Raw genomic sequence first — 22,261 nt, forward strand, 5'->3', positions numbered from 1 at the left:
CGTGGAGTCGTACTTCGAGATCAGGCACACGGTCGGGTTCGAGGAGACCAACCTCGTCGGCAACGTGTACTACGTGAACTACCTGCGCTGGCAGGGCCGGTGCCGGGAGATGTTCCTGGTGCGGCACGCGCCCGACGTGCTGCTGGAGCTGCAGGACGACCTGAAGCTCTTCACGCTCAGGGTGGACTGCGAGTTCTACGCCGAGCTCACCGCGTTCGACGAGCTGGCGGTCCGGATGACCCTGGTCGAGCTGGCGCAGACCCAGGTCGAGTTCGGCTTCGACTACGTGCTGGTCGGGCCGGACGGGTCGGAGAAGCTCGTGGCGCGCGGTGCCCAGCGGGTCGCGTGCATGCGCGGCCCGAACAACGCGACCAGGCCTGCCCGCGTGCCCGACTCGCTGCGGCTGGCACTCGGGCGGTACGCCCCCGCGGCGGCCTGATCATGACGGGGGAGACCTGCATGGACGAGTTCGAAGACCCGAAGACGTTGCGGCGCGTGTTCGGCACGTTCGCCACGGGCGTCACCGTGGTCACCGTCGGTGGCCCGGTACCGCACGGCATGACCGCGAACTCCTTCACGTCCGTGTCCCTCGACCCGCCGCTGGTGCTCGTGTGCGTCGGTCGTGACGCGTCGATGCACCGGCACCTCACGGACACCGGGACGTTCGGGGTGTCCGTGCTGGCCGCGGACCAGGAGGACGTCGCCCGGCACTTCGCCAGCAGGTGGCGGCCGGCGGGCCAGGCGCAGTTCGACGAGGTGGACTGGGTGCCGGGCACGAGGATCGACGCGCCGCTGATCGGCGGCGCGCTCGCCCGGTTCGAATGCGCGTTGTGGCGCACTTACGACGGAGGTGACCACACGATCTTCCTCGGACGGCTCCTCGCGACCGACGGTCCGGCCGGCCGCACCGCGTTGCTGTTCCTCAACGGCAGCTTCCACGCGCTGGAGCACTCCGGCCTGTCGGCCTGAACCACTGGAGCACCAACGGAAGAAGGCGGGTCGCCACTGGCGACCCGCCTTCTCGTCGTTCCCGCTCAGCTCGCCCGGGAGATCTCCAGCGCGGTGGTGCGGACGTCGAGCAACGCCATGAGCACCGGAGGGTCGATGGCGGACATGGGGCGCAGCACGACGTCGACGACGTGCGCGACCGCACTGCTCGACACGACCAGCGGTCCGTGCGAACCCACGGACGGCGTGCGGTCCGCCGTGTGCTCACTGCCCGGCGGAACCGTGTGGATGAGCAGGTGCCACGCGCCTTCCGGCACGTTCTCCAGCTGGAAGTGGCCCGGGCCGGGCAGCACCGCGCAGCTGATCGGCGCGCCCTGCGGGATCGGGTCGCGAAACAAGCCGACGAACGTGGGGCCGGGCTCGCACTCGATCGGGCAGTAGATCCGGCCGCTGACCGAACTCGTGCGCCGCAGCATGATGTTCTTGCGGTTGTCGACGGAGATTCGCGTCGTGCGGCCGCGCAACTGCCGGTACTCGGTGGGGGAGAGTCCGACGCTGATTTTGAACCGTGAGCTGAACGTCCCGGGGCTGTTGTAGCCGACTCGGTGACTGATCTCCGTGACCCTCAGATCGGTCGCCACCAGAAACCGTTTGGCTTCTTGCAATCGCAACGCCGAGAGAAAACGTGCCGGGGATACTCCGGTGACCCGTTGGAACACGCGGGTGAAGTGAAACTTGCTGAACATCGCGACTTTCGCCATGTCGTCGATGGTGATGCGTTCTCCTAGGTTCGTCTGCATCGCGCCCACGACCCTGGCGACTGCCTGTTCGCCGAGCTTGTCCATTGGCCCCCCGATTCGGCTAATGCGGTGGATGTGGCAGAATATCCAGTTGTTGTGAAAGTGCGTTGGAATCGTCCCAACCGAAGCTAGCAGCGGGCAAAACGCCAGGCAAGGTGCGATTCAGGCATTGCGACCGCGAATCGCCCTCACTCTCGGTAGGCGATTCGCGACTTCTATGTCGCCGGTACGTTCTGCCTATCAACTGAGTGCACGGTCGTACTTTCGTGCGGAGGTGTCGCATTGGTCCGGTTGGTCCAGCGATCTGGATCAACCGGAGTTGTGGGTGCGCTCCCAGAAGGCGCCTTATCCCGGGTTGCTCTCCGTGTGCAAGGGCGATCATTCCATCTGCTGAGTTGATCTCCAATTCATCGAGACCGCAATCCGAAAGATGCGCCGTTCGGGCGACGGTCGAGACAATGGGTGTCCGCGGAAAGCCTCGGCCCGCATTCGGCCGCCTTCCGCGTCTTCCGCCGAACGGGTTGTTCGGCCGGTGAAAGCCATTGCTCGCACCATCGCCGGGCGTTCGCCCGACCGAAGAGGACAGGAGGTCGCGCACGTGACTGCCACCGAACCGGAGACAGGGCAGATCGACGTCACCACGATGACGTTCGAGGCGTTCGCGGACACGATCGTGCCCGGTGAGAAGAGGTGGCCGGAGGACGTCGCGGTCGCGGGGGCGAGCGCGGGTCCCGGTGCCGTCGCGGCCGGCGCCATCGACCTGCTGCGCATGCCGGAAGGCGGCATGGCCGCGTTGCTGGACCCGCTCGCGGGCCTGCTGAACACCCACGCGGCGACGTACGCGGCGGAGCACGACATCGAGCTCGATCCCGCGTTGCCGTCGTTCGTCGCGCTGCCGTTCCCCGGCCGCACGGAGCTGGTGCAGGTGCTGACCACGCCCGGCCATCCGGAGAAGGACGTCTGGGTCGGCATCGCGCTGTTCAGCAACATGGCCTTCGACACGGGCGCCCACATGCACACGACCGACGCGATCGCGGCGGGCCATCCCGGCCTGCTGACGATCGGGTTCGCGCCGCCGGACCCCGACGGGGTGTGGCGCTTTCCCGACTACACCTACGGCAAGCCCCTCGCGCGCCGCCACCCGGACACGACACCCTCAGGGAGCCCGGCATGAGTGCGTCCACAGTGGAGCAGACGGACGTCGTGGTGATCGGCAGCGGGTTCGGTGGCGCGATCACCGCCTACCACCTCGCCGCCGGTGGCGCGCGGGTCGTCGTCCTCGAACGCGGTCCCTGGCTGGAGGCCGACGAGTTCGACCACGACTTCCGGCTCGGCTCGTCGTCCACCCGCGTGTTCGAGTTCGTCGTCGGTGACGGCATGAGCGTGCTGAGCGGCAACTGCGTCGGCGGCGGCAGCGTCGTCTACTTCGCCGCGATGCCCAGGGCGCCCCGGTTCGTGTTCGACCGCCAGGGTTCGATCGGCAGGCGGATGTGGCCGGCCGCGATCACCAGGGACAGCCTCGACCCGTGGTACGACCGGGTCGCGGAGGCCTTGCCCATCAGCACCACCGACTGGGACACGATGACCTACGGCGGTGGCCTCTTCGGCGCCGCGTGCGCCCACGCGGGCCACACCGCGAACCCGGTGCCCGCCGCCATCGACACCGCGCTGTGCACCAACTGCAACTGGATGATGTCCGGCTGCAAGTTCGACGCGAAGCGCTCGCTGCTGCTCAACTACCTGCCCGCCGCCCGCGCCCACGGCGCGGAGATCCGCCCGCTGCACGAGGTCCAGCAACTGTCCAGGACGGACGATGGCGGCTATCGCGTGCACTACAACATGATCGACGTCGAGGACTACCGCGTGTCCACCGGCTCCGGCGCGATCGACGCGAAGATCGTGATCCTCGCCGCCGGCGCGGGCGCCACTCCCGTGATCCTGCAACGGTCCGAACCCACCCTCGGCGCGATGCCGCACGCGGCGGGGCGCTACTTCTCCGGCAACGGCGAACGCCTCAACACCGCGATCCTGGACGAGGACCGGGTGCGGGAGGTGCTCGGCATCAGCATCGACGAGGCCGTCACGTTCCAGGCCAACCAGATCGGCCGCGGCCCGTGCGTCGCGAGCTGGGACCGGCTCGACGGCTCGTTGCCGGAGTACTCGCGGTTCTCGTTGGAGCAGCTGTACTTCCCGCCCGGCCTCGGCACGATCCTCGCCCAGGTGCCCGACGCCACCGGCCCGTCGTGGTTCGGCGTGGAGAAGAAGGAGATCCTGCGCCGCTGGAAGTCCTGGCTGACGGTGTTCACCATGTCCGAGGACGACAACGAGGGAGTCTTCGGCCCTCCTCCGCCGACCGGCAACGCCCACCGCATCTCCCAGCAGATGCTCGGCCGCGGCACGATCAGCTACCAGCCGACCGAGAACACGCGGCGTGGCTGGGCGGAGTCCGACGCCGCCGTCCGCGACATCCTCGAACGCGACGGCATGTCCCGGGTGATGCCCTGGACGAACGACGTCGTGGGCGCGTACACCGTGCACCCGCTGTCCTCCTGTCGCATCGGCGACGACCCGGCGACGTCGGCGCTCGACGAGAACCACGAACTGCGCGGCCATCCCGGCATCTTCGTGACCGACGGCTCCGCCGTGCCGGGCGCGCTGACGGTGAACCCGGCGATGACGATCGCGGCGCTGGCCGAACGCGCGGTGCCCGCGATCGTGCGGGCGGCCCGCCAACGCGGCGTCGGCGTGACCTACGGGGCACCGTCGCCGGACGGCGAGACCTCGGCACGCAACGGCGTCCTCCCGCTCGTCTCGCACATGGTGTCGGAATGACGGCCGCGACCGTCCCCGCCGCGGTGGCTCCCGGTCCACCGCGGCGGGCGACCCTGGCGGTGCTCGCGCGGATGGCCAGGAACCGGTTGCGGGTGATGTCGTCGATGTCCGCCCGGTACGGCGACGTCGTGCGGCTGCCCCTCGGACCCAAGACGCTCAACTACTTCAACCACCCCGACCACGCGAAGCACGTGCTCGCCGACAACGCCGCGAACTACGTCAAGGGCATCGGCCTGTCGCACGCGCGGCGGGCGCTCGGCGACGGCCTGCTCACCAGCGACGGTGAGCTGTGGCGCAAGCAGCGCAAGGTGATCCAGCCGGTGTTCCAGGCCAAGCGGATGGCGCGCTACGGCGGAGTGATCGCCCAGGAGGCGGCGGACACGGCGGAACGGCTGCGCGCGCTGAGCGGGCAGACCGTCGACATCCGCGCCGAGATGACGGACCTGACGCTGCGGGTGCTCGGCCGGGTGCTGCTCGACGCCGACCTCAGCGAGTTCCACACGCTCGGCGCGTCGTTCGAGGCGGTGCAGGACCAGGCGATGTTCGAGATGATGTCGCTCAGCGCGGTGCCCACCTGGGTGCCGCTGCCCCGGCAGCTGAGGTTCCGCCGGGCCCGCGCCGACCTGCAGGACGTGGTGGACCGGCTCGGCGCAGACGGAGCGCGAGCGGGCGGGGACGACGTCGTGTCGCGGCTGGTCGAGTCCACCCGGGCCGAGTCCGACGCGGCCGTCGGGCGGCTCCGGATGCGCGACGAGCTCGTGACGTTGTTGCTCGCCGGGCACGAGACGACGGCGAGCACGCTCAGCTGGGCGTTCCACCTGCTCGACCGCCATCCGCACGTCGCGGCCGCGGTGCACGACGAGGTCGTCGGCGCGCTGGGCGACCGCATGCCGGTGTTCGAGGACCTGCACGCGTTGCCGTACACGTCGGCGGTGCTGCAGGAGGTCATGCGGCTGTACCCGCCGGTGTGGATCCTGCCGCGCCAGGCCAGGGAGTCCGACGTGATCGGCGGCTACCGCGTGGAGGCCGGCGCCGACGTGCTGATCTGCCCGTACACGCTGCACCGGCACCCGGACTTCTGGGAGGACCCCGAGCGGTTCGACCCCGGTCGCTTCACCGGTGCCGCCGCGGGCCGGCCGACCTACGCCTACATCCCGTTCGGTGCCGGACCGCGGTACTGCGTCGGCAACCACCTCGGGATGATGGAGGCGACCTTCGTGCTGGCGACGGTCACCAGGGCGATGCGGCTCACCGGGGTGCCGGGGCGGGCGGCGGTGCCGGAGCCGATGCTGACGCTGCGCATGCGCGACGGGCTGCCGATGACCGTGTCCAGCTGGTGAACACCACAGAAGTGCCGATGGCTGATGGCCATCGGCACTTCAGTGGTGTGGCGCGGAACGTTGCCGGGGGAATTCGCGGTCAGACGGGTGCATCGTGGTGCCGCCCCCACGTCCTCGTACTGGTGGTACGGGGGCGTGGGGGCGGTGCCGCGAGGCACCCTGCTGAGTGTCAATTACCTCGCCGACGTTCCGCGCCACACCACTATGTCCTCAGTGGACGGTTCCGGCCTTTCGCTCGCCGAGGTGGCGGGCCGCCGTCAGCGCCGCCAGGGACAGCAGTCCGAGCAGGTCCCGGTCTTCGGGGTACTGCTCCCGGAACCGCGCCACGTCCTGGTCGGCGACCTGGTGCGGTGACAGCGCGGTGAGCAGGGCGAGCCGGGCGGACGGAACGGCCTTGCCGCCGAGGGCGCGCAGGTGTTCGTCCACCCAGGCCGCGCTGAGCCCCAGCGGACGGCCCAGCCGCGCCGGGACCACGGTGTCGAGCGCGTGGCGCGTTTCCTCGGGGACCTGGGCCGCCGCCACCGCGGTCTCGCTCGCCAGGGTGGCGAACGCGGCGGCGATGGCGGGGGATCCGGCCGCCCAGCCGAAACCCTCCGGCAACTCCGCGTCGAAGCGCAGACCGGTGGCGCGACCGGTCTCGTTCCGCGCGGCGACCTTGCCGGCCATCACCCTGCCGGCGACCCGCCGGGCGATGGCCTTGGCTCGCGGGGGACCGGGCAGGAACGTGCCGTCGAGCAGCACGTTGATGACCCGGTTGAGGAAGTGGAAGTACACCAGCACACCGACGTGCTCGGCGGTGTGCGCCGCGGGGAACGGCGGCGGTACCGGGCTCTCGGCCCAGACCGCGAACGGGCGCAGGGCCGGGTCGAGCTGGTCGCCGCCCGCGCCGGACAGCAGCTGGGTGGCGAACGATCCGGCGCCACCGCCGTAGAGCATGATCGCGTGGGCGTCCACGCAGTAGGTGCACTCGTTGAGCCGGGACACGGTGGCGGCCACGGCCTCCTTGGCGACGCGGGACGCCGAGCCCGCCAGCAGGGGTTCGCGGAACGCCGCCCACGACGCGGCGAGCAGGGCGGGCGCGGCGGAGAACATCGTCACCGCCTCGACGAGCCGCCCGACCTCCTTGGTGGACTGCGCGTAGACCTCGCGGACGAGGCCCGTCGCCCGTTTCGCCGGGACGACCTCGACGTGTTTCACGATTCCGGACATGGCGGCCTCACCGGAAGTAGTTCTGGACGCGCTGACGGAAAACTTCGTACGCGGGCACGGCGCCGTCCTCCGGAAGGTCCAGGATCTCCTTCGCGGCGATTTCCGAACACCCTTCCGCATCGCGCCCGCAGAACACCCGGGCCGCCATTTCGCTGTGCGGCGTCACGAGGTCGGCGACCACCCTGGCGCGCAGGGCGAAAACCGCGCCCTGGGCGACCTCCGGCAGGAATTCACCGGCGCCGTCGGCCAATTTGACCAGTTCCTGCTCGGTGACTCCGCCCGCGTAGGAAGCGGCCAGTCCCGCCCCGCTGAGCAGGTCCGCGTGTCTGTCCGGGGGAAATCGCCTGATGCTGCGCAGGAGCCGGTCGACGTCGCCGCCGTGGATGAACCACATCGCCCGCCCGATGCCGTGGTCGATCACCCGGTTCGTGTACGCGGCGGGCCCGGGCCAGGCGAGCCGCCCGGCGACGCGGTGGTTCTCCACCCACGAGACGTGGTCGAAGTAGGCGAGGTGGAAGCCGTAGCCGTCCATGATCAACCAGCGCAGCGACGGGTGGTCGGCGAGCTTGTGCGCGTCGGGGATGGCCCTTGACCAGAGCATTCGCGGCAGCCTGGCCAAGGCGAACCCGACGCCGATGTAGGCCATGAAGATGTGCTTCGACGCCGGCGCCGAGGTGAAGTCGGGTCCGGCGAGGAACTGCTCGACGTGGCCGCGGCCGGGCAGCGGGGTGAGGGCGTCGCGGATCGCCAGGGCCATGGTGGCGCCCTCGTAGGCGAAGCCGCGGTATTCCCGGGACAGTGCGTCGAGGCGCGCGATTATCGAGCTGTGGTCCTTGTGTTCTATCCCGAACTCGAATCCGTACACGAGCTGCAGAGCGCTCATTTCGAGCTGGGCGCGCGCGGGTGTGTCGACAGCGAACCCGCGCCGGTCGAAGAGGACGTCCGAAGCGTCCGGTGTGATGAACCGTTTGCGAATCAGTCCCGTGGTTGTCATTTCCGGTGGGACCTCCTCTTGAAAAGGCGATTATCCACCTTTCAATGCTGGCACACCGTCCGGTCTGGACGCTTCTCTCACGTTGCTCCCCGGTGAAAAGAAATCGTCGGACAACGGCAAAGCGAGGTGTCGGACAATCAGGCCGGCGACTTCGTCAGCGCCGTCGCGCGGACGGCGGCGGTCATGCTCGCCCACGCCGTGAGCCCGATCAGCGCCGCGTCGTCCGCCCGCACGTCCCGGACCACCTCGTCGTCCACCTGGTACGGGGCGAACGCGGTCAGCAGCGCCAGCCTGGCCGCCGCCCGGTCCGGTGGCCCTACCCGGTCGGTCGCGTCCGACACCCAGGCCCGGCTGATGCCCTTCGGTGTGCCGTCCCAAGTGGACAGTTCGGCGGCGAGCAGGGTGCGCACGGCGTCAGGAACCGGGCCTGAGTCGAAGACGGCCTTCGACCGGGTGAGGGCCTGGGCGACGACCGGGCTGCCCGCGGCCCAGGCGAGGTCGTCGGGCAGCGGTGTCTGCGGCGGCGGGCCGGGTGCGGGTGGGGTGCTCTCGGCGGAGGCGATGAGACCGGTGAGCATCCTCGTCACCGGACCGAGCATGAAGGCCGGCGCGTACGGCGGCATCGGCCGTTCGGTGAGGAAGACGCTCACCATCCGGTTGAAGTACTGGAGCGTCGTCGCGACGCCGAGCACCTCGGGCAGTTCGGCGGCGGTGAACCGGCCGGTGTCCGCGAGGTCCACCGCGGCGCCACCGAACGTGGTCATCGTTCCAGTGTGGACAGTCACGCAGTAGGGGCAGTCGTTGGCCTTCGACACCGCCGCCGCGACGGCCTCCTTGGTGCCGCGGTCGAGCAGTCCGGGCGCGAGCACGACGTCCCGCAACATCAACCAGGACGCCCGCAGCACGCCGGGTGCCGCCGCGTGCAGCACGACCGGCGGCGCCAGTACGCCGAACTCCCGTTCCACGGCGTGGTAGACCTCGAGGACCTCGGGACCGGCCCGACGGAAGGGAACGGGCGCGACGTGCCGGACCTGGGCGAGGGAGAGACCGCGCAGGGCCTTGCGGAGCAGCGAGCGCGCCATCCAAGCCCCCAAAAGGTTGCATGATGCTACTCACTGGAACGCTACGGTACGTCGGTTCGATCACGCAACTGGCGGTTTAGCATGAGGAATGCTCGGACGAAGGTACGACGACCAGGTCTGCTCGGCCGCCCGCGCGCTCGAGGTGGTGGGCGAGCGGTGGACGTTGCTGATCGTGCGGGACGTGCTGCTGGGCACCGTGCGGTTCGACGGTCTGCTGGCGAGTCTGGGCATCGCGCGCAACGTGCTCAGCGACCGGCTCACCGGTCTGGTGGAGCACGGTGTGCTGGAACGCGTTGCCTACCAACAGCATCCGCCGCGCTACGAGTACCGCCCGACCGCTGCCGGTCGTGAGCTCGCGGTCGTCGTGATCGCGTTGATGCAGTGGGGCGATCGGAACGTGCCGTCGCCGGACGGGCCGCCGCGCACCGCCCTGCACGCGCCGTGCGAGGGCGAACTGGTCGCGTGCCTGACGTGCCCGGACTGCGGAGAGCCGGCCGGTCCCGGCGAAGTAGGGATGAGGTGGAACCGAGCCTGACCTGGGTCGTCTGGTTCCGTTGGCACAGGGGCGATCCCGGTCCGCTAACGCGGCACGACCGCGGACCCCTCGTTCGACTCGAACCCGCGCGCGTACTCCGCCGCGAACCTCTCACCCAGCCGCTGCCGGGCCCCGCTCTCCACTCGGTCCCTGTCCGCCCTCTCGGCGGCCGTCAACGTCGCTCCGACGGACCGTCGTGCCGCCGTGGCGACCCCGAGCAAGCGTGCCGCCTCCGCCGGTGACGAATCGGCGAGGCATGCCCCGGCCAGCCCTTCCAGCGCCACGGCGACCGCCCGCTGGTCGCCCAGCGCGCGGGCCACGGTGAGGCCTTCGAGGTGCCGGGCCCTGGCGGTCGCGCTGTCGCCGCGCTGCTCCGCGACGAACCCGAGTTCGGTGAGGATGAGCCACAGACCGATGCCCGGCTCCCAGTCCCACTCCAGCACCGTGCGCAGATGGCGCTCGGCGGCCTCCAGGTCTCCCGCGCGCCGGGCGATGGTGCCCAGGTTGATCTCGGCGAAGAGCTGGCCCGGCTTGTAGCTCTGCTCCCGGGACAGGCGCAGGGCTCGTTCGTTCAACTCGCGGGCGCGCGCGTGGTCACCGCGCAACATCGACGCACGACCCAGCCAGCTCAGGCGGTCCGCGGCCTGCGGCCACAGCCTCAGCTCCTCCGCCATCCGCAGGCCGTCGCTGTGCAGGCGGGTCGCCTCCTCGTAGTCGCCCTCGATCTCGGCCAGGCCGCCGAGCGCCTCGGTCGCGCGCAGCTGCCCCCACCGGTCACCGAGCTCGCGGAACAGCGCCAGACTTTGAGAACCGTTGCGCCGCAACGACTCCAGGTCGCCCCGGGTGTGTGCGCGGATCGCCTGCAGGCTGAGCGTCGCGGCGACGCCCCACCGGTCGCCCAGCGCGCCGAACGTCTGCTGCGCGCGGTTCAGCAGGTCCTCGCTGGTGGTCTGCGCGCCGAAGTCCGACTCGACCAGGCCGAGGAAGAACTGGGCGAACGCCTCACCGCGCGGGTCGTCCAGCGAGTCGTACGCGGCGAGTGCCTCCGCCCGCACGGCGGCCCGGTCCGCGACGTCGCTGCCGAGGAAGGTGATGCCCGCGTGCCAGGCGCAGGCGCGGGCCCGTTCGGCTGACGGCGTGGTGTCGAGGGCCAGGGCGGCCGACAGCGCCCGGCGGGCCTCGGACAGCCTGCCCCGCAGGTACCAGTACCAGGCCAGGGCGTTGACCAGCCGCAGTGCGCCGGGACCGTCGGCGGTGTCGAGGGCGGTGCGCAGGTTCGCGGACTCGGCGTCGAGGCGTTCGAGCCACTCGCGCTGGGCGGGTCCGCGCAGGTGCGGCTCGGCGGTCTCGGCCAGCGCCGTGTAGTGGAACCGGTGCGCCTGCTGGACGTTCTCGGTCTCGCCGGCCTCGTCCAGCCGCTCGCGGCAGTAGGCGGCGACCGACTCGAGCAACCGGTACCGGGTGCCGTCCGGGGTGTCGACGACGGTCACCAGCGACCGGTCGACCAGGCCCGCGACCGTGTCCAGCACGTCGTCCGCCGCGACGATCCCGCCCGCGCACACCGCCTCGGCCGCGGTCAGCGTGCACCCGTCGGAGTGCGCGGCCAGCCTGCGCAGCACCGCGCGTTCGACCGGGCCGAGCGGCTCCCAGCTCCAGTCGATCACCGCGCGCAACGTCTGCTGGCGCGGCGGGGCGTCGCGGTACCCGTCCGCGAGCAGCCGGAACCTGTCGTCGAGGCGGGTCAGCAGTTCGCGCAGCCCCAGCGACCGCGCCCTGGTCGCCGCGAGTTCCAGCGCCAGGGGCACCCCGTCGAGCCGGGTGCACAGCTCGGCGACGGCGTGGGCGTTGCCCGCGTCCAGGGTGAACGAGGGTGCGGAGCGGGCGACGAACAGCCGCACGGCGCTCGACCGCATGACGACGTCGGGTGGTGTGCCGGGGGCCGGCAGGTCGAGCGGGGAGACCGTCCACACCGACTCGCCCGCGATGCGCAGCGGCTGCTGGCTCGTGGCGAGCACGCGCAGCCCCGGCGCGGCGGCCAGCAGTCGTTCGGTGAACGCCGCGACCTCGCGGGTGAGGTGCTCGCAGTTGTCCAGCACCAACAACATCCGCCGCGTGCGCACGGCCTCGGCGAGCACGTCCGCGCCCGGCACGTCCCGGATGCCCAGCGCCGCCATCACGGCGCTCGCGAGCAGGCCGCCCTCGGAGATCGTCGCGAGTGCGACGAGCCAGGCACCGTCCGGGTAGCGCGCGGCCGTCCGGGTGGCCACCTCCACCGCGAGCCGGGTCTTGCCGACGCCGCCCGAGCCGGTGAGCGTGACGAGACGGGAGGAACCGAGCAACGCGCAGACGTCGGACACGGCGGCGTCGCGGCCGATCAACTCGGTGGGGGGCACCGGAAGGGTGGTGCGCTGCCGGCCCAGCGGGGCGAGCGAGGGGTCGTGGCGCAGGATCGACCGGTGCAGCTCGGCGAGCCGCTCACCCGGATCGAGCCCCTGCTCGTCGTGCAGCAGCGCCCGCAGTTCGCGGAACGACGCCAGCGCCTCGCTCTGCCGCCCTGCCCGGTAGAGCGCCAGCATGTGCAGCTCGCGGAGCCGTTCGCGCAGGGGATGGGCCGCCACCAGGTCGCCGATCTGGCCGAGCAGCGCGGTGTGCTCGCCGAGTTCCAGCCGGGCCTGCGCCAACTCCTCGGCGGCGACCAGCCGGTGCTCCTCGAGCCGGGTGATCTCCGCGCGGGCGAACGTCTGCTCGGCGAAGTCCGCGAACGCCGCCCCGCGCCACAGCTCCAGCGCGTCGGTGAGCAGGCGTGCCCGCGCCTGCGGGTCCGTGCTGTCGCGCGCGGTGGTGGTGAGGGCGGCGAACCGGTCGGCGTCGACCGAGTCCGCACCGGTCCGCAGCACGTACCCGGGCCGTTGCGAGGCGAGCAGGTCCCGGGCGCCGGGCTCGCCCGCGGCCAGGGCCTGGCGCAGCTTGGAGATCTTCGTCTGCAACGCGCCCGTCGGGTTGACCGGCAGGTCGTCGCCCCACAGGTCCTCGATCAACGCGGTCGCCGACACCGGGCGGTTGCGGTGCGCCAGGAGGTTCGCGAGCAGGGCCCGCACCTTCGACTCGGGGATCTCGACCGGGCGGCCGTCGGTGGTTCGGACGGCGAGCGGCCCGAGCACCGCGAAGAACATGCGCACACGATACCGGCCGAAAGAATTCCGACAGTGCGGGCGCGCAGGGTGACCGGGATCGATGAGTTCGGGTGCCGACCAGGGCACCACACGGAAGGACTAGTTCCATGGAATCGACCGATCCGGCCGGCAACACCACGCGGGCGGGGCGGCGGGAGTGGATCGGCCTCGCGGTGCTCGCCCTGCCGACGCTGCTGCTGTCGCTCGACCTGAGCGTGCTGTTCCTCGCGCAACCCCAGCTGAGCGCCGACCTGAACCCGACGGCCAGCCAGCAGCTGTGGATCATGGACATCTACGCGTTCATGATCGCGGGCTTCCTCGTCACGATGGGCACCCTCGGTGACCGCATCGGCCGCCGCAAGCTGATGCTGTTCGGCTCCGCCGCGTTCGCCGTCGCGTCCGTGCTCGCCGCCTACTCGACGACGGCCGAGATGCTGATCGTCGCGCGGGCCCTGCTCGGCATCGCCGGCGCGACCCTGATGCCGTCCACCCTCGCGCTGATCATGACGATGTTCACCGACGCCAAGCAACGCGGCTTCGCGATCGGCGTCTGGCTGAGCTCGTTCATGGGCGGCATGGCCATCGGCCCGGTGATCGGCGGCGCGCTGCTCGGCTGGTTCTGGTGGGGCTCGGTGTTCCTGATGGCGGTGCCGGTGATGGTGCTGCTGATGATCACCGCTCCGGTGCTGCTGCCGGAGATGCGCGACCCGGACGCCGGCCGCATCGACCTGCTCAGCGTGGTGCTGTCGCTGGTCGCGATCCTGCCGGTGGTCTACGGCCTGAAGGAGATCGCCCAGCACGGCTTCAGTGCGTTCGCGGGCGGTTCGGTGCTCGTCGGCGTCGTGTTCGGCGTGCTGTTCGTGCTGCGCCAGCGGACGCTCGACAGCCCGCTGCTCGACCTGAAGCTGTTCCGCAGCAAGACGGTGACCGGCGCGCTGGTCATCATGCTGCTGACCTCGGCGACGATCTCGTCCAGCATCATGCTGTTCAGCCTCTACCTCCAGACCGTCCGCGGGTACTCGGCCGTCGAGTCGGGCCTGTGGCTGATCCCCGCCGCGACCGCGCTGATCGTCACGTCGCTGGTGGCGCCGAAGTTCGCGCAGAAGATCCGCCCCGCCTACGTGGCCGCCGCCGGTCTCGTGGTGGCGGCGATCGGCCTGGCGGTCGTGTCGCAGGTCGGCACCGCCACCAGCCTCGTGGCCGTGCTGCTCGGGTTCATTCTCGTGCAGGCCGGGGTGGGCCCGATGGGTTCGCTCGGCACGGAGATGGTCGTCGGCTCGGCGCCGGAGGAACGCGCGGGTTCCGCCGCCTCGGTGTCGGAGACGAGCACCGAGATGGGCGTGGCCATCGGCGTCGCGACCTACGGCACGATCGCCGCGGCGGTCTACCAGAACGTCGTCGCGGTGCCGCCGGGCGTGCCCACCGAGGCCGCCGCGACGGCCGGGGAGACGATCAGCGGCGCCGTCGCGGTGGCGGGCGGACTGGCCGCCGACACCGGCGCGGCCCTGCTCGACTCCGCGCGCGCCGCGTTCACCAGCGGCGTCAACACCGCGGCCGGAGTCGCCGCGGTGATCATGGTGGTGCTGGCCGGGCTCACCGTCGCCCTGCTGCGGCACGTCGGCAAGATCGGCGAGGAGCCTCCAGCCTCGGCCGAGGCTGGCGTTCCCGTGGCGGCGGAAGGGGAACGCCGCTGAGCCGGTCGTGCCGGAACCGGTGACAGCGATCTCCGATCGTTGGTTCCGGCACGACCACCCACGGGTGAGCCCGGCGTCGTACCCCCCACGACGCCGGGCTCATCCGCTTTCCCTCCCCACGACGCGGGGCTCGTTTGCTCGTCCCCACCTCGTCGGCGGCGCGCGAAAGAGGGCCGGGAGTCCCCGGCCCTCTTTCCGTTACCGGGTCACGCGGGCAGACCTGAGAACTGCCCGGCCTCCCGACCCACCCCCGCCGGCCCGCGGTAGGCCTGCGCGATCTCCAGCCAGCCGCGCGCCTCGTCCCCCTCGGCCACCACCGCGAGGTCGGAGTGGTGCCGCCGCCGGGCCACGAGCAGGCAGAAGTCCAGCGCCGGCCCGGAGATCCGCTGGGAGGCGTCCTCCGGCCCGAACGTCCACACCTCGCCCGACGGCCCGGTCAGCTCGAACCGGAACGGCGTCTCCGGCGGCGTCAGTCCGCGCGCGAGGTAGCCGAACGTCATGGTGTGGAACCCGAATCCGCAGAGGTGCTGCAACCGGGCCGTCGGCTCACGCCGGACGCCGAGGGCGTCGGCGATGTCCTGGCCGTGTGCGAAGAGCTCCATCATGCCGCCGGCCGCGAGCACGGGCGCGGGCAACGGGTTCACCAGCCACGGCACGAGCTGTCCGGCGGGCACGGTCGACAGCGCGCCGCCCGCCGCCTGGCGTTCGGCCCGCCAGCGTTCGAGCAGCTTGCGGGGACCGAGCGACAGGAACGGGGCGAGCGCGCCCTCGACGGCCGCGTCGAAGTCGGAGCCGATGCCCGCCACGAGGCCCGCGAAGGCGGCCGGGTCCGAGGCGGCGAGGCCTGCCATGCGGGCGGTCGAGGCGAGGTGGGCGATCTGGTGCGCGATCGTCCAGCCGGGTGCGGGGGTCGGCAGCGACCACTGCTGTTCGGAGAGTGAGGAGACCATGCGGTCGACCTCTTCACCCTCGGCTTTCAGGGCGAGGAACACATTCTGTTCGGTCACGCGTCTGTCCTCCTGGGACCAGGGCTACACGATGTGGACGTCGGGCACGTAACGGATCCAGCGGCCGCCCGACTCGCGGAACCCGATCTCCTTGGCGAGGATCTCTTCGGCGTGGTTCCACGCGAACAGCACCGCGTAGTCGGGGTACGGGTCGGCGAAGGCGTCCGGCGGGCGCACCGGGATGTGCGAGCCGGGGGTGACGCGGCCCTGCTTGGTGACGCTGGTGTCGCAGATGAACGGGATGAGCTCCGGCCCGATGCCGCAGAAGTTCAGCACCGTCGCGCTCTTCGCGGTCGCGCCGTAGCCGACGACGGTCTTGCCCTCCGCGCGCAACGACCGCAGCAGCTCCACCAGGTCGGTTCTGATCCGGGCGACGTTCGAGGCGAACCCGGCGAGCGTCTCCGGCGAGGTGAGGCCGGACCGCTCCTCCTGGGCGGCCAGGTCGGTGACGGCGAGGGACACCGCGCGGGTTCCCTTGCGCGCCAAGGTGTAGCGCAGTTCGCCGCCGTGCACCGGAAGCCGTTCGACGTCGACCAGTTCCAGGCCGTGCATGAGGGCCATGTGCTGCACCGACCGCACGGTGAAGAAGAAGAAGTGCTCGTCGTAGATCTGGTCGAACGAGTTGCGCTCGACGATGTCGGCGAAGTACGGGTCCTCGAACACGAAGACCCCGCCGGGGGAGAGCAGGGCGGCGACCCCGCGCAGGATCGAGCCGATGTAAGGGATGTGGCACAACGTGTTCGCGGCGAACACGACGTCCGCCGGGCCGTGCTCGGCGAGGATCTCCACGGCGGTCGGCTCGTCGAAGAACGTGTTGCGCACCCGCACGCCCTTCGCGGCGGCGCGCTCGGCCACCCCGCCGGACGGTTCCACGCCGAGGTGGTGGACGCCGTCCGCGGCGAACGACTCGAGCATCACGCCGTCGTTGCAGCCGATCTCCACGACGAACGGCGCCGGCCCGGTGAGCTCCTCGCGGCGCAACTTCTCGGCGAGTGCCGCGAAGTGCTCGCGCATGAACCGCGATCCCGACGACAGGTACGGGTAGTCGTGGTGGAACATCCGGTCCCGGGGCACCTCGGACATCAGCTGCACCATCGTGCAGGACTCGCAGACGCCGACGGCGAGCCGGAAGCGGAAGTCCCCGGCGGGATCACCGGGCTGCACGAACGCGTCGGACAGCGGCTGCGACCCGAAGTCGACGAACTCGCGCACGACACCGGCACACACGTGGCAGACGGAGTTCTTCGCGGCGACGCCCATCACGCCCCCGCTCGCTGCTGCTCGACGAGCCGCGCCAGCACCGGCACGAGTTCACCCGGACTCGGCGCGGCGGCGGCGTCGAGGCGCAGCCGTTGCGCTCCCTCGGCGAACGACGGTTCCTCGACGACCCGCATGACCCGTTTGCGCATGACGTCGATCGAGTGCCGGGCGAAGTCGAGGGTGAGTCCGGCGCCCTGGTCGACGACCCACGCCGCGGTGTCCGACGACTCGATGTCCTTGGCCGCCAACGCCCACTCGGTGCCGGCCTCGCCCTCGGTCAGCAGTCCCTCGTCACCGCCGGAGTCGAGGATGAGCTGCGGCACCCGCAGTCCGGCCGCGGCCGAGAACGTGCCGACGCCGCCGTGGTGGATCAGCGCCGCACACGTGGGCAGGAGCTGGTTGAGCGGCACGTAGTCGACGATCCGCACGTTGTCCGGCACCGCCCGCACACCGGCGAGCTGCGTCTCGTTCAGCGTCGCCACGACGTCGACGTCCACTTCGGACACCATCTCGAGCAGGCCGGGCACGTGGTCCCAGCCGCCCTTCATGACCAGGCGCCGCGACTGCCCGAGCGACAACGCCACGCGCGGCCGGTCCTGGGGCTCGTAGAGCCAGTCGGGGACGGCGGTCTGGCCGGAGTAGGGGATCCAGCGCATCGGCACGGTCCTGGTCGCCACCGGCAGCCGCATGCCGGCGGGCAGCGGGTCGATGGTCCACTGGCCGAGCAGCAGGTCGCGGTCGACCTCGACGCCGTGCCGTTCGGCGGCCGGACGCACGGTCTCCGCCAACGGGTTCCAGTTCGTTCCAACGCGGTCGAGCACCCAGGCGAAGTAGTCGAGGCCCCAGTGCAACCGGGCGTGCGCCGCGCCGGTCACCCGCGCGCCGATCGCCGCCGCCGGGAAGCACGCGTCCCACACCACGAGGTCCGGTTTCCAGGCGCGGCAGAACTCCACGAACTCGTCGACCACGGGCAACGGGTCGGACGCGCCGGCGCCGACGGGGTGGAAGTCCCAGATGGGCGGCAGCATGAACTGGCAGAAGACGTCCCACAGGTTCTGCTCGGCCGGGGTGAACGGGCCGAGCGCGCGTCCCGTCTCGTCGAGCAGCACGCGCGTCTCCGGCGGCGTCGGACGTCCCGGACCCATCAGGGCCGGTGCGCTGTCCGCTGATCCGAGGGACACCCCGGTCAGGCCGACCGCGGCGACGGCGTCCGCCAGCGCCGGGTGCGCGGCGACGCAGACCTCGTGGCCCGCGCTCTGCAGCGCCCAGGCGAGCGGAACCATCGGATTCAGATGCGATGGCGTTGGCCAGGGGGTGAACACGACTCGCATGCGGCTGCTCCTCAGCGTGGGGAAAGCGAATGACGGAGGCCCGGCGACGGCCATCCTCAGCCGCGCGGCGCGCCGCCCGCATCTCCGAAGTTGCGGAGCGTGAAACCGCTGGCACTCATGGGTTTCCGACCCCGATTTGCAAGGCGTCGTGAGAGCAATCTGCGAGAAGGAAGTGCCGCTGTCCAAAGCTACGGTCAGCGGGCGCGCGCATCGGATGGAATTCGCAGGTAGAGGAGGAAGTTCCGTGACGGATCAGCTCGCTCCGATCACCGATCGCGCGCCCGCGGCGAAGCCCAGGACGGGCCCCAAGCCCGTGTGGCGAAACCCTTGGTGGATAGCGTTAGTGGCGCTCGTGGTGGCATTCTTGGTCTACGCCTTACCGCCCTACCTCGACCTCGACCCGGCGAAGTCGTTGTCGCCGATCGTCGAGGGCTCCTCGATCCACTACCCGTTGCTGATCCTGCACATCGTCGCGGGCACGCTGGGACTGCTCACCGCCTGCCTCCAGATGTCGACATGGGTGCGGAGCAGATACCCGAGACTGCACCGGACGAGCGGGATCATCTACATCTTCGGCGGCGCGCTCCCCGTCGCGGTGACGACACCCGTTCTGCTCATGTTCTCCGGCGAGATCGCCGCGGGACCGGGCAGGGTCGGCAGGTTCGTGCTCGGCCTGCTGTTGCTGCTGAGCACGCTGGTGGCGTACCGGATGGCGCGCAAGCACCGGTACGCGGACCACCGCCGGTACATGATCTACAGCTTCGCGCTGATCATGGACGGGGTCCTCACCCGGCTCGTGCTGTTCCTGCTCGGTGTCGTGCCGGTGTTCGGCGTGCAACTGCCGTGGACCGCGCAGATCGACCAGGCGCTGCTGTTCGAGATGGTCGGGTGGTGCGTGTGGATCACCAACCTGCTCGTGGCCCAGTGGTGGATCGAGCGGACCAAGCACCGGAAAGTCCTGCCCGCCAACGTGAAAGGCTGACCATGCGCCCGTTCCGGATCGACGTCCCCGACAGCGCGCTCGACGACCTGCGTGCCCGGATCGCCGCGACCCGCTGGCCCGCCGCCGTTCCCGGCACGGGCTGGGAACGCGGAGTGCCGCCGGAGTACCTGCGGGAGCTCGCCAAGCACTGGTCGACCGACTTCGACTGGCGCGCGGTGGAGCAGCGGCTGAACTCCCACGACCAGTTCGTCACCGAGATCGATGGCGCGACCGTGCACTTCCTGCACGTCCGTTCGCCGGAACCGGACGCGCGGCCCCTGCTGCTCACGCACGGCTGGCCGGGCTCGGTGATCGAGTTCCTGGACGTGATCGGTCCGCTGACCGACCCGCGCTCCCACGGCGGCGATCCGGGACAGGCGTTCCACCTCGTCGTGCCCTCCCTGCCGGGCCACGGTTTCTCCGGTCCGGTGGCGGAACCCGGCTGGGACGTCCCCCGGATCGCGGGCGCGTGGGCGGAGCTGATGTCGCGGCTTGAGTACGACTCGTACTTCGCGCAGGGCGGCGACTGGGGGTCGTTCATCTCGCTGGAGCTCGCCAGGCGCGATCCGGAGCACGTCCGGGCGGTGCACGTGAACATGCTCGTCACGGTGCCGTCCGGTGATCCCGCCGAGCTGGCCGCACTGTCCGAACAGGACTTCGGGCGGCTCGGCGGGCTGCAGCGGTTCGACCAGGAGCTCTCGGGCTACCTGAAGCTCATGTCGACCCGGCCGTCGACGGTCTCCTTCGGGCTGAACGACTCCCCGGCCGGTCTGCTCGCGTGGATCGTGGAGAAGTTCAAGGACTGGACGGACCCGGCTGGCGAGCTGCCGGAGGACGCGGTGGACCGCGACCTGCTGCTCGCCAACGTGTCGCTGTACTGGCTGACGGAGACCGCCGGGTCGGCCGCGCAGCTGTACTTCGAGGCGGGGCCGCAACTCGGCGCGATCTTCACGCCGGGTGTGCGGCCGGAACCCGTGCCGGTCCCGCTGGGGGTGAGCGTGTTCGGCGGGGACGTCGTCGCGCCGGTCCGGGCGCTGGCCGAGGCCGACTACCCGGCGATCGTCTCGTGGTCGGAGGTGCCGAAGGGCGGGCACTTCGCCGCGATGGAGGAGCCCGAGGCGTTCGTCGACGAGGTAAGGAAGTTCTTCGGTGCCATCGACGGCTGACCTGCGCGGCCGCACCGCCCTGGTCACGGGGGCGACGGGTTTCCTCGGCGCGCACGTCGCCGAGGAGCTCGTCGCCCGCGGTGCGACCGTGCTGTGCCCGTGCCGGTCGGGGGTGCTCTCGCTCCCGCCGCACGACCGCCTCCGACCGGTGCGGCTCGACCTGCTGGACAGGTCGGGCCTCGCGCGGCTCGTGGCCGCCTACGACGTCGACCTGATCGTGCACAGCGCCGCCCGGGACGGGACGCCCGAGGACAAGCGGCTGCGCGCCGGCACGATGATCGACGAGAACGTGCGGATGGTGTCGAACGTCCTCGACAGCGCGCGGCGCGGCGGGGTCGCGGACACGGTGCTGGTCAGCTCCAGCGACGTCTACGCGGGCACCGTGCCGTGGCCGGTCCGGGAGACCGAGGACCACCACACCGACATGAGGTTCGCGCAGGACGGCTTCTACCTGTCGAAGGTGCACGCCGAGGTGCTCGCCGAGCAGTACGCCGCCGAGCACGGGATGCGCGTGCACCTGCCCAGACCCGCCAGCATCTACGGACCCGGCGACGACTTCGGGCCGCGGTCGCTGCGGTTGATCCCGCGGCTGATCTCCCGCGTGCGGGCGGGGGAGGAGGTCGAGATCTGGGGGAGTGGTGAGCAGACCCGCTCGTTCGTCTACGTCACCGACGTCGTGCGCGCGGTGCTGGCGATGGTCGAGCACCCGCAGCACCGGGTGGCGAACATCGGTACCGGAGAACAGGTGTCGGTGCTGGAGCTCGCGCGACTCGTGGGAGAGGCGCTGGGCAGGCCGGTGCGGATCAGGACCGACCCAGCCAGGCCGGAGGGCCGGTCGAGCCGGAACCTCGACCTGACCCGGATGCGGCAGATCGACGGTACCGAGCCCGTCCTGCTGCGGGAAGGCCTGCGCCGGACCGTCGCGTGGTACCTGGGCTCAGCCGCCGAACTCGCGGACGATCTCCGTGATGTACCGGCCGTATCGTGAGTTGCCGTACCGGCGGGCGGCCGCGAGACAGGCGTCGGTGTCGATGAAACCCATGCGCAGCGCCACTTCCTCCAGACAGGCGATGCCGACGTCCTGGCGTTGCTCGAGGGTGCGGACGTACTGGCTCGCCTCCAGCAGCGCCTCCGGTGTGCCGGTGTCGAGCCAGGCGAAGCCGCGACCGAGGTCGACCATCTTCGCGAGACCGCGGTCGAGGTAGACGCGGTTCACGTCGGTGATCTCCAGTTCGCCCCGTGCCGACGGCCGCACCTGCCGCGCGATGTCGACCACGTCGTTGTCGTAGAAGTAGAGGCCGGTGACGGCGAGGTCGGACCTCGGCCGCACCGGCTTCTCCTCGAGCGACACCAGCCGGCCGGTGTCGTCCAGTTCGCCGACGCCGTACCGTTCGGGATCGCTCACCCGGTACCCGAACAGCACGCACCCCTTCACGGCGGTGCTGTGCTTTTCCAGCACGCGCTGGAATCCGGGTCCGTGGAAGACGTTGTCGCCCAGCACGAGCGCGACCGAATCGCCGCCGATGTGCTCCTCACCGATCAGAAAAGCCTCGGCCAGGCCGTTCGGATGCGGTTGTTCGGCGTAGTCGAGGTGGATGCCGAACTGGCTGCCGTCGCCCAGCAGTTGCCGGAACAGGGGCACGTCGCGGGGCAGCGAGATGATCAGCACCTCGCGGATCCCGCTCAGCATGAGCACCGACAACGGGTAGAAGATCATCGGCTTGTCGCCGACCGGGAGCAGCTGCTTCGAGATCGCCGCGGTCATCGGCCCCAACCGGGAACCGGTGCCGCCCGCGAGAATGATTCCCTTCACGAATCCAGTTAACGGCAGCGGCCGGGGAAAGCCGTGCTATTTGTTCGATAATGCGGTTCAAGGGGTGGTAGGGGGTGATAGGGGTTGGGTCTTCG

General features: G+C 70.8%; 19 protein-coding genes. 10 read left to right on the forward strand and 9 right to left on the reverse strand.

From position 1 onward, the window contains the following. The first annotated feature begins 1 nt into the window (after position 1). Positions 2 to 439, forward strand: a complete 438-nt coding sequence (locus JNUCC0626_RS06745; protein ID WP_394618795.1) for an acyl-CoA thioesterase — start codon at positions 2 to 4, stop codon at positions 437 to 439. A gap of 20 nt (positions 440 to 459) precedes the next feature. Beyond that, positions 460 to 969, forward strand: coding sequence for a flavin reductase family protein (locus JNUCC0626_RS06750; RefSeq protein ID WP_394618796.1), 510 nt, complete (start codon positions 460 to 462; stop codon positions 967 to 969). Positions 970 to 1,034: 65 nt separating this feature from the next. On the opposite strand, the gene JNUCC0626_RS06755 is transcribed toward JNUCC0626_RS06750, so the two are convergent. Beyond that, a complete protein-coding gene (locus JNUCC0626_RS06755; RefSeq protein ID WP_394618797.1) occupies positions 1,035 to 1,793 on the reverse strand; it encodes a helix-turn-helix domain-containing protein in 759 nt (252 codons plus the stop codon). A gap of 598 nt (positions 1,794 to 2,391) precedes the next feature. Here JNUCC0626_RS06755 and JNUCC0626_RS06760 point away from each other — a divergent pair. Genes JNUCC0626_RS06760 through JNUCC0626_RS06770 form a run of 3 tightly spaced genes read left to right on the forward strand, consistent with a single transcriptional unit; the run spans position 2,392 to position 5,920 of the window. Further along, on the forward strand, positions 2,392 to 2,922 hold the full coding sequence (locus tag JNUCC0626_RS06760; RefSeq protein ID WP_394621982.1) for a DUF5987 family protein: 531 nt from the start codon (positions 2,392 to 2,394) through the stop codon (positions 2,920 to 2,922). Then, positions 2,919 to 4,580, forward strand: coding sequence for an FAD-dependent oxidoreductase (locus JNUCC0626_RS06765; RefSeq protein ID WP_394618798.1), 1,662 nt, complete (start codon positions 2,919 to 2,921; stop codon positions 4,578 to 4,580). Before JNUCC0626_RS06760 ends, JNUCC0626_RS06765 begins: the two co-directional genes overlap by 4 nt. Next, on the forward strand, positions 4,577 to 5,920 hold the full coding sequence (locus JNUCC0626_RS06770; RefSeq protein ID WP_394618799.1) for a cytochrome P450: 1,344 nt from the start codon (positions 4,577 to 4,579) through the stop codon (positions 5,918 to 5,920). Before JNUCC0626_RS06765 ends, JNUCC0626_RS06770 begins: the two co-directional genes overlap by 4 nt. Before the next feature lie 210 nt (positions 5,921 to 6,130). Here JNUCC0626_RS06770 and JNUCC0626_RS06775 read toward each other — a convergent pair whose 3' ends face one another. From JNUCC0626_RS06775 to JNUCC0626_RS06785, 3 genes are all read right to left on the reverse strand, one after another. After that, positions 6,131 to 7,129: a hypothetical protein gene (locus JNUCC0626_RS06775; RefSeq protein WP_394618800.1), complete on the reverse strand. Its 999-nt coding sequence runs from the start codon at positions 7,127 to 7,129 to the stop codon at positions 6,131 to 6,133. Positions 7,130 to 7,136: 7 nt separating this feature from the next. Further along, positions 7,137 to 8,123: a DUF1702 family protein gene (locus JNUCC0626_RS06780; protein ID WP_394618801.1), complete on the reverse strand. Its 987-nt coding sequence runs from the start codon at positions 8,121 to 8,123 to the stop codon at positions 7,137 to 7,139. 137 nt (positions 8,124 to 8,260) lie between these two features. Beyond that, complete coding sequence (locus tag JNUCC0626_RS06785) at positions 8,261 to 9,205, reverse strand: carboxymuconolactone decarboxylase family protein (RefSeq protein ID WP_394618802.1); 945 nt, start codon at positions 9,203 to 9,205, stop codon at positions 8,261 to 8,263. A gap of 88 nt (positions 9,206 to 9,293) precedes the next feature. On the opposite strand from JNUCC0626_RS06785, the gene JNUCC0626_RS06790 reads away from it, so the two are divergent. Then, a complete protein-coding gene (locus JNUCC0626_RS06790) occupies positions 9,294 to 9,740 on the forward strand; it encodes a winged helix-turn-helix transcriptional regulator (protein WP_394618803.1) in 447 nt (148 codons plus the stop codon). Positions 9,741 to 9,784: 44 nt separating this feature from the next. Here the strand turns inward: JNUCC0626_RS06790 and JNUCC0626_RS06795 are convergent, their stop codons facing one another. Beyond that, on the reverse strand, positions 9,785 to 12,913 hold the full coding sequence (locus JNUCC0626_RS06795; protein WP_394618804.1) for a BTAD domain-containing putative transcriptional regulator: 3,129 nt from the start codon (positions 12,911 to 12,913) through the stop codon (positions 9,785 to 9,787). A 107-nt stretch (positions 12,914 to 13,020) separates the two neighbouring features. Between JNUCC0626_RS06795 and JNUCC0626_RS06800 the strand changes: the two genes are divergently transcribed. Then, positions 13,021 to 14,607, forward strand: coding sequence for an MFS transporter (locus tag JNUCC0626_RS06800; protein ID WP_394618805.1), 1,587 nt, complete (start codon positions 13,021 to 13,023; stop codon positions 14,605 to 14,607). 206 nt (positions 14,608 to 14,813) lie between these two features. Here JNUCC0626_RS06800 and JNUCC0626_RS06805 read toward each other — a convergent pair whose 3' ends face one another. From JNUCC0626_RS06805 to JNUCC0626_RS06815, 3 genes are read right to left on the reverse strand one after another with little or no spacing between them, the layout of a single operon-like run. Continuing rightward, positions 14,814 to 15,614, reverse strand: coding sequence for a TIGR03084 family metal-binding protein (locus JNUCC0626_RS06805; RefSeq protein ID WP_394618806.1), 801 nt, complete (start codon positions 15,612 to 15,614; stop codon positions 14,814 to 14,816). 24 nt (positions 15,615 to 15,638) lie between these two features. Next, positions 15,639 to 16,874 (reverse strand): methyltransferase domain-containing protein, encoded by a 1,236-nt coding sequence (locus JNUCC0626_RS06810; protein WP_394621983.1) that lies wholly within the window; start codon positions 16,872 to 16,874, stop codon positions 15,639 to 15,641. Further along, positions 16,874 to 18,157, reverse strand: a complete 1,284-nt coding sequence (locus tag JNUCC0626_RS06815; protein ID WP_394618807.1) for a nucleotide disphospho-sugar-binding domain-containing protein — start codon at positions 18,155 to 18,157, stop codon at positions 16,874 to 16,876. The genes JNUCC0626_RS06810 and JNUCC0626_RS06815 overlap by 1 nt, the downstream gene beginning before the upstream one ends. Before the next feature lie 412 nt (positions 18,158 to 18,569). Between JNUCC0626_RS06815 and JNUCC0626_RS06820 the strand changes: the two genes are divergently transcribed. From JNUCC0626_RS06820 to JNUCC0626_RS06830, 3 genes are read left to right on the forward strand one after another with little or no spacing between them, the layout of a single operon-like run. Next, positions 18,570 to 19,187, forward strand: a complete 618-nt coding sequence (locus JNUCC0626_RS06820; protein WP_394618808.1) for a DUF2306 domain-containing protein — start codon at positions 18,570 to 18,572, stop codon at positions 19,185 to 19,187. A 2-nt stretch (positions 19,188 to 19,189) separates the two neighbouring features. Beyond that, the gene (locus JNUCC0626_RS06825; protein WP_394618809.1) at positions 19,190 to 20,353 is read left to right on the forward strand and encodes an epoxide hydrolase family protein; all 1,164 of its coding nucleotides are present in this window, start codon (positions 19,190 to 19,192) and stop codon (positions 20,351 to 20,353) included. Beyond that, positions 20,337 to 21,341, forward strand: coding sequence for an NAD-dependent epimerase/dehydratase family protein (locus tag JNUCC0626_RS06830; protein WP_394618810.1), 1,005 nt, complete (start codon positions 20,337 to 20,339; stop codon positions 21,339 to 21,341). Before JNUCC0626_RS06825 ends, JNUCC0626_RS06830 begins: the two co-directional genes overlap by 17 nt. Here the strand turns inward: JNUCC0626_RS06830 and rfbA are convergent. Continuing rightward, the gene (gene rfbA / locus JNUCC0626_RS06835) at positions 21,291 to 22,166 is read right to left on the reverse strand and encodes a glucose-1-phosphate thymidylyltransferase RfbA (protein WP_394618811.1); all 876 of its coding nucleotides are present in this window, start codon (positions 22,164 to 22,166) and stop codon (positions 21,291 to 21,293) included. The genes JNUCC0626_RS06830 and rfbA overlap by 51 nt on opposite strands. Positions 22,167 to 22,261 lie beyond the last annotated feature (95 nt).

It is taken from the genome of Lentzea sp. JNUCC 0626 (assembly GCF_043632865.1).
Classification (GTDB): domain Bacteria; phylum Actinomycetota; class Actinomycetes; order Mycobacteriales; family Pseudonocardiaceae; genus Lentzea.

What these genes read in the sequence shown, in the direction of transcription:
- JNUCC0626_RS06750 (WP_394618796.1), top strand. Translation starts at nt 460, where the DNA reads ATGGACGAGTTCGAAGACCCGAAGACGTTGCGGCGCGTGTTCGGCACG.
- JNUCC0626_RS06755 (WP_394618797.1), bottom strand. Translation starts at nt 1,793, where the DNA reads ATGGACAAGCTCGGCGAACAGGCAGTCGCCAGGGTCGTGGGCGCGATG.
- JNUCC0626_RS06760 (WP_394621982.1), top strand. Translation starts at nt 2,392, where the DNA reads ATGACGTTCGAGGCGTTCGCGGACACGATCGTGCCCGGTGAGAAGAGG.
- JNUCC0626_RS06765 (WP_394618798.1), top strand. Translation starts at nt 2,919, where the DNA reads ATGAGTGCGTCCACAGTGGAGCAGACGGACGTCGTGGTGATCGGCAGC.
- JNUCC0626_RS06770 (WP_394618799.1), top strand. Translation starts at nt 4,577, where the DNA reads ATGACGGCCGCGACCGTCCCCGCCGCGGTGGCTCCCGGTCCACCGCGG.
- JNUCC0626_RS06775 (WP_394618800.1), bottom strand. Translation starts at nt 7,129, where the DNA reads ATGTCCGGAATCGTGAAACACGTCGAGGTCGTCCCGGCGAAACGGGCG.
- JNUCC0626_RS06780 (WP_394618801.1), bottom strand. Translation starts at nt 8,123, where the DNA reads ATGACAACCACGGGACTGATTCGCAAACGGTTCATCACACCGGACGCT.
- JNUCC0626_RS06785 (WP_394618802.1), bottom strand. Translation starts at nt 9,205, where the DNA reads ATGGCGCGCTCGCTGCTCCGCAAGGCCCTGCGCGGTCTCTCCCTCGCC.
- JNUCC0626_RS06790 (WP_394618803.1), top strand. Translation starts at nt 9,294, where the DNA reads ATGCTCGGACGAAGGTACGACGACCAGGTCTGCTCGGCCGCCCGCGCG.
- JNUCC0626_RS06795 (WP_394618804.1), bottom strand. Translation starts at nt 12,913, where the DNA reads ATGTTCTTCGCGGTGCTCGGGCCGCTCGCCGTCCGAACCACCGACGGC.
- JNUCC0626_RS06800 (WP_394618805.1), top strand. Translation starts at nt 13,021, where the DNA reads ATGGAATCGACCGATCCGGCCGGCAACACCACGCGGGCGGGGCGGCGG.
- JNUCC0626_RS06810 (WP_394621983.1), bottom strand. Translation starts at nt 16,874, where the DNA reads ATGGGCGTCGCCGCGAAGAACTCCGTCTGCCACGTGTGTGCCGGTGTC.
- JNUCC0626_RS06815 (WP_394618807.1), bottom strand. Translation starts at nt 18,157, where the DNA reads ATGGTTCCGCTCGCCTGGGCGCTGCAGAGCGCGGGCCACGAGGTCTGC.
- JNUCC0626_RS06825 (WP_394618809.1), top strand. Translation starts at nt 19,190, where the DNA reads ATGCGCCCGTTCCGGATCGACGTCCCCGACAGCGCGCTCGACGACCTG.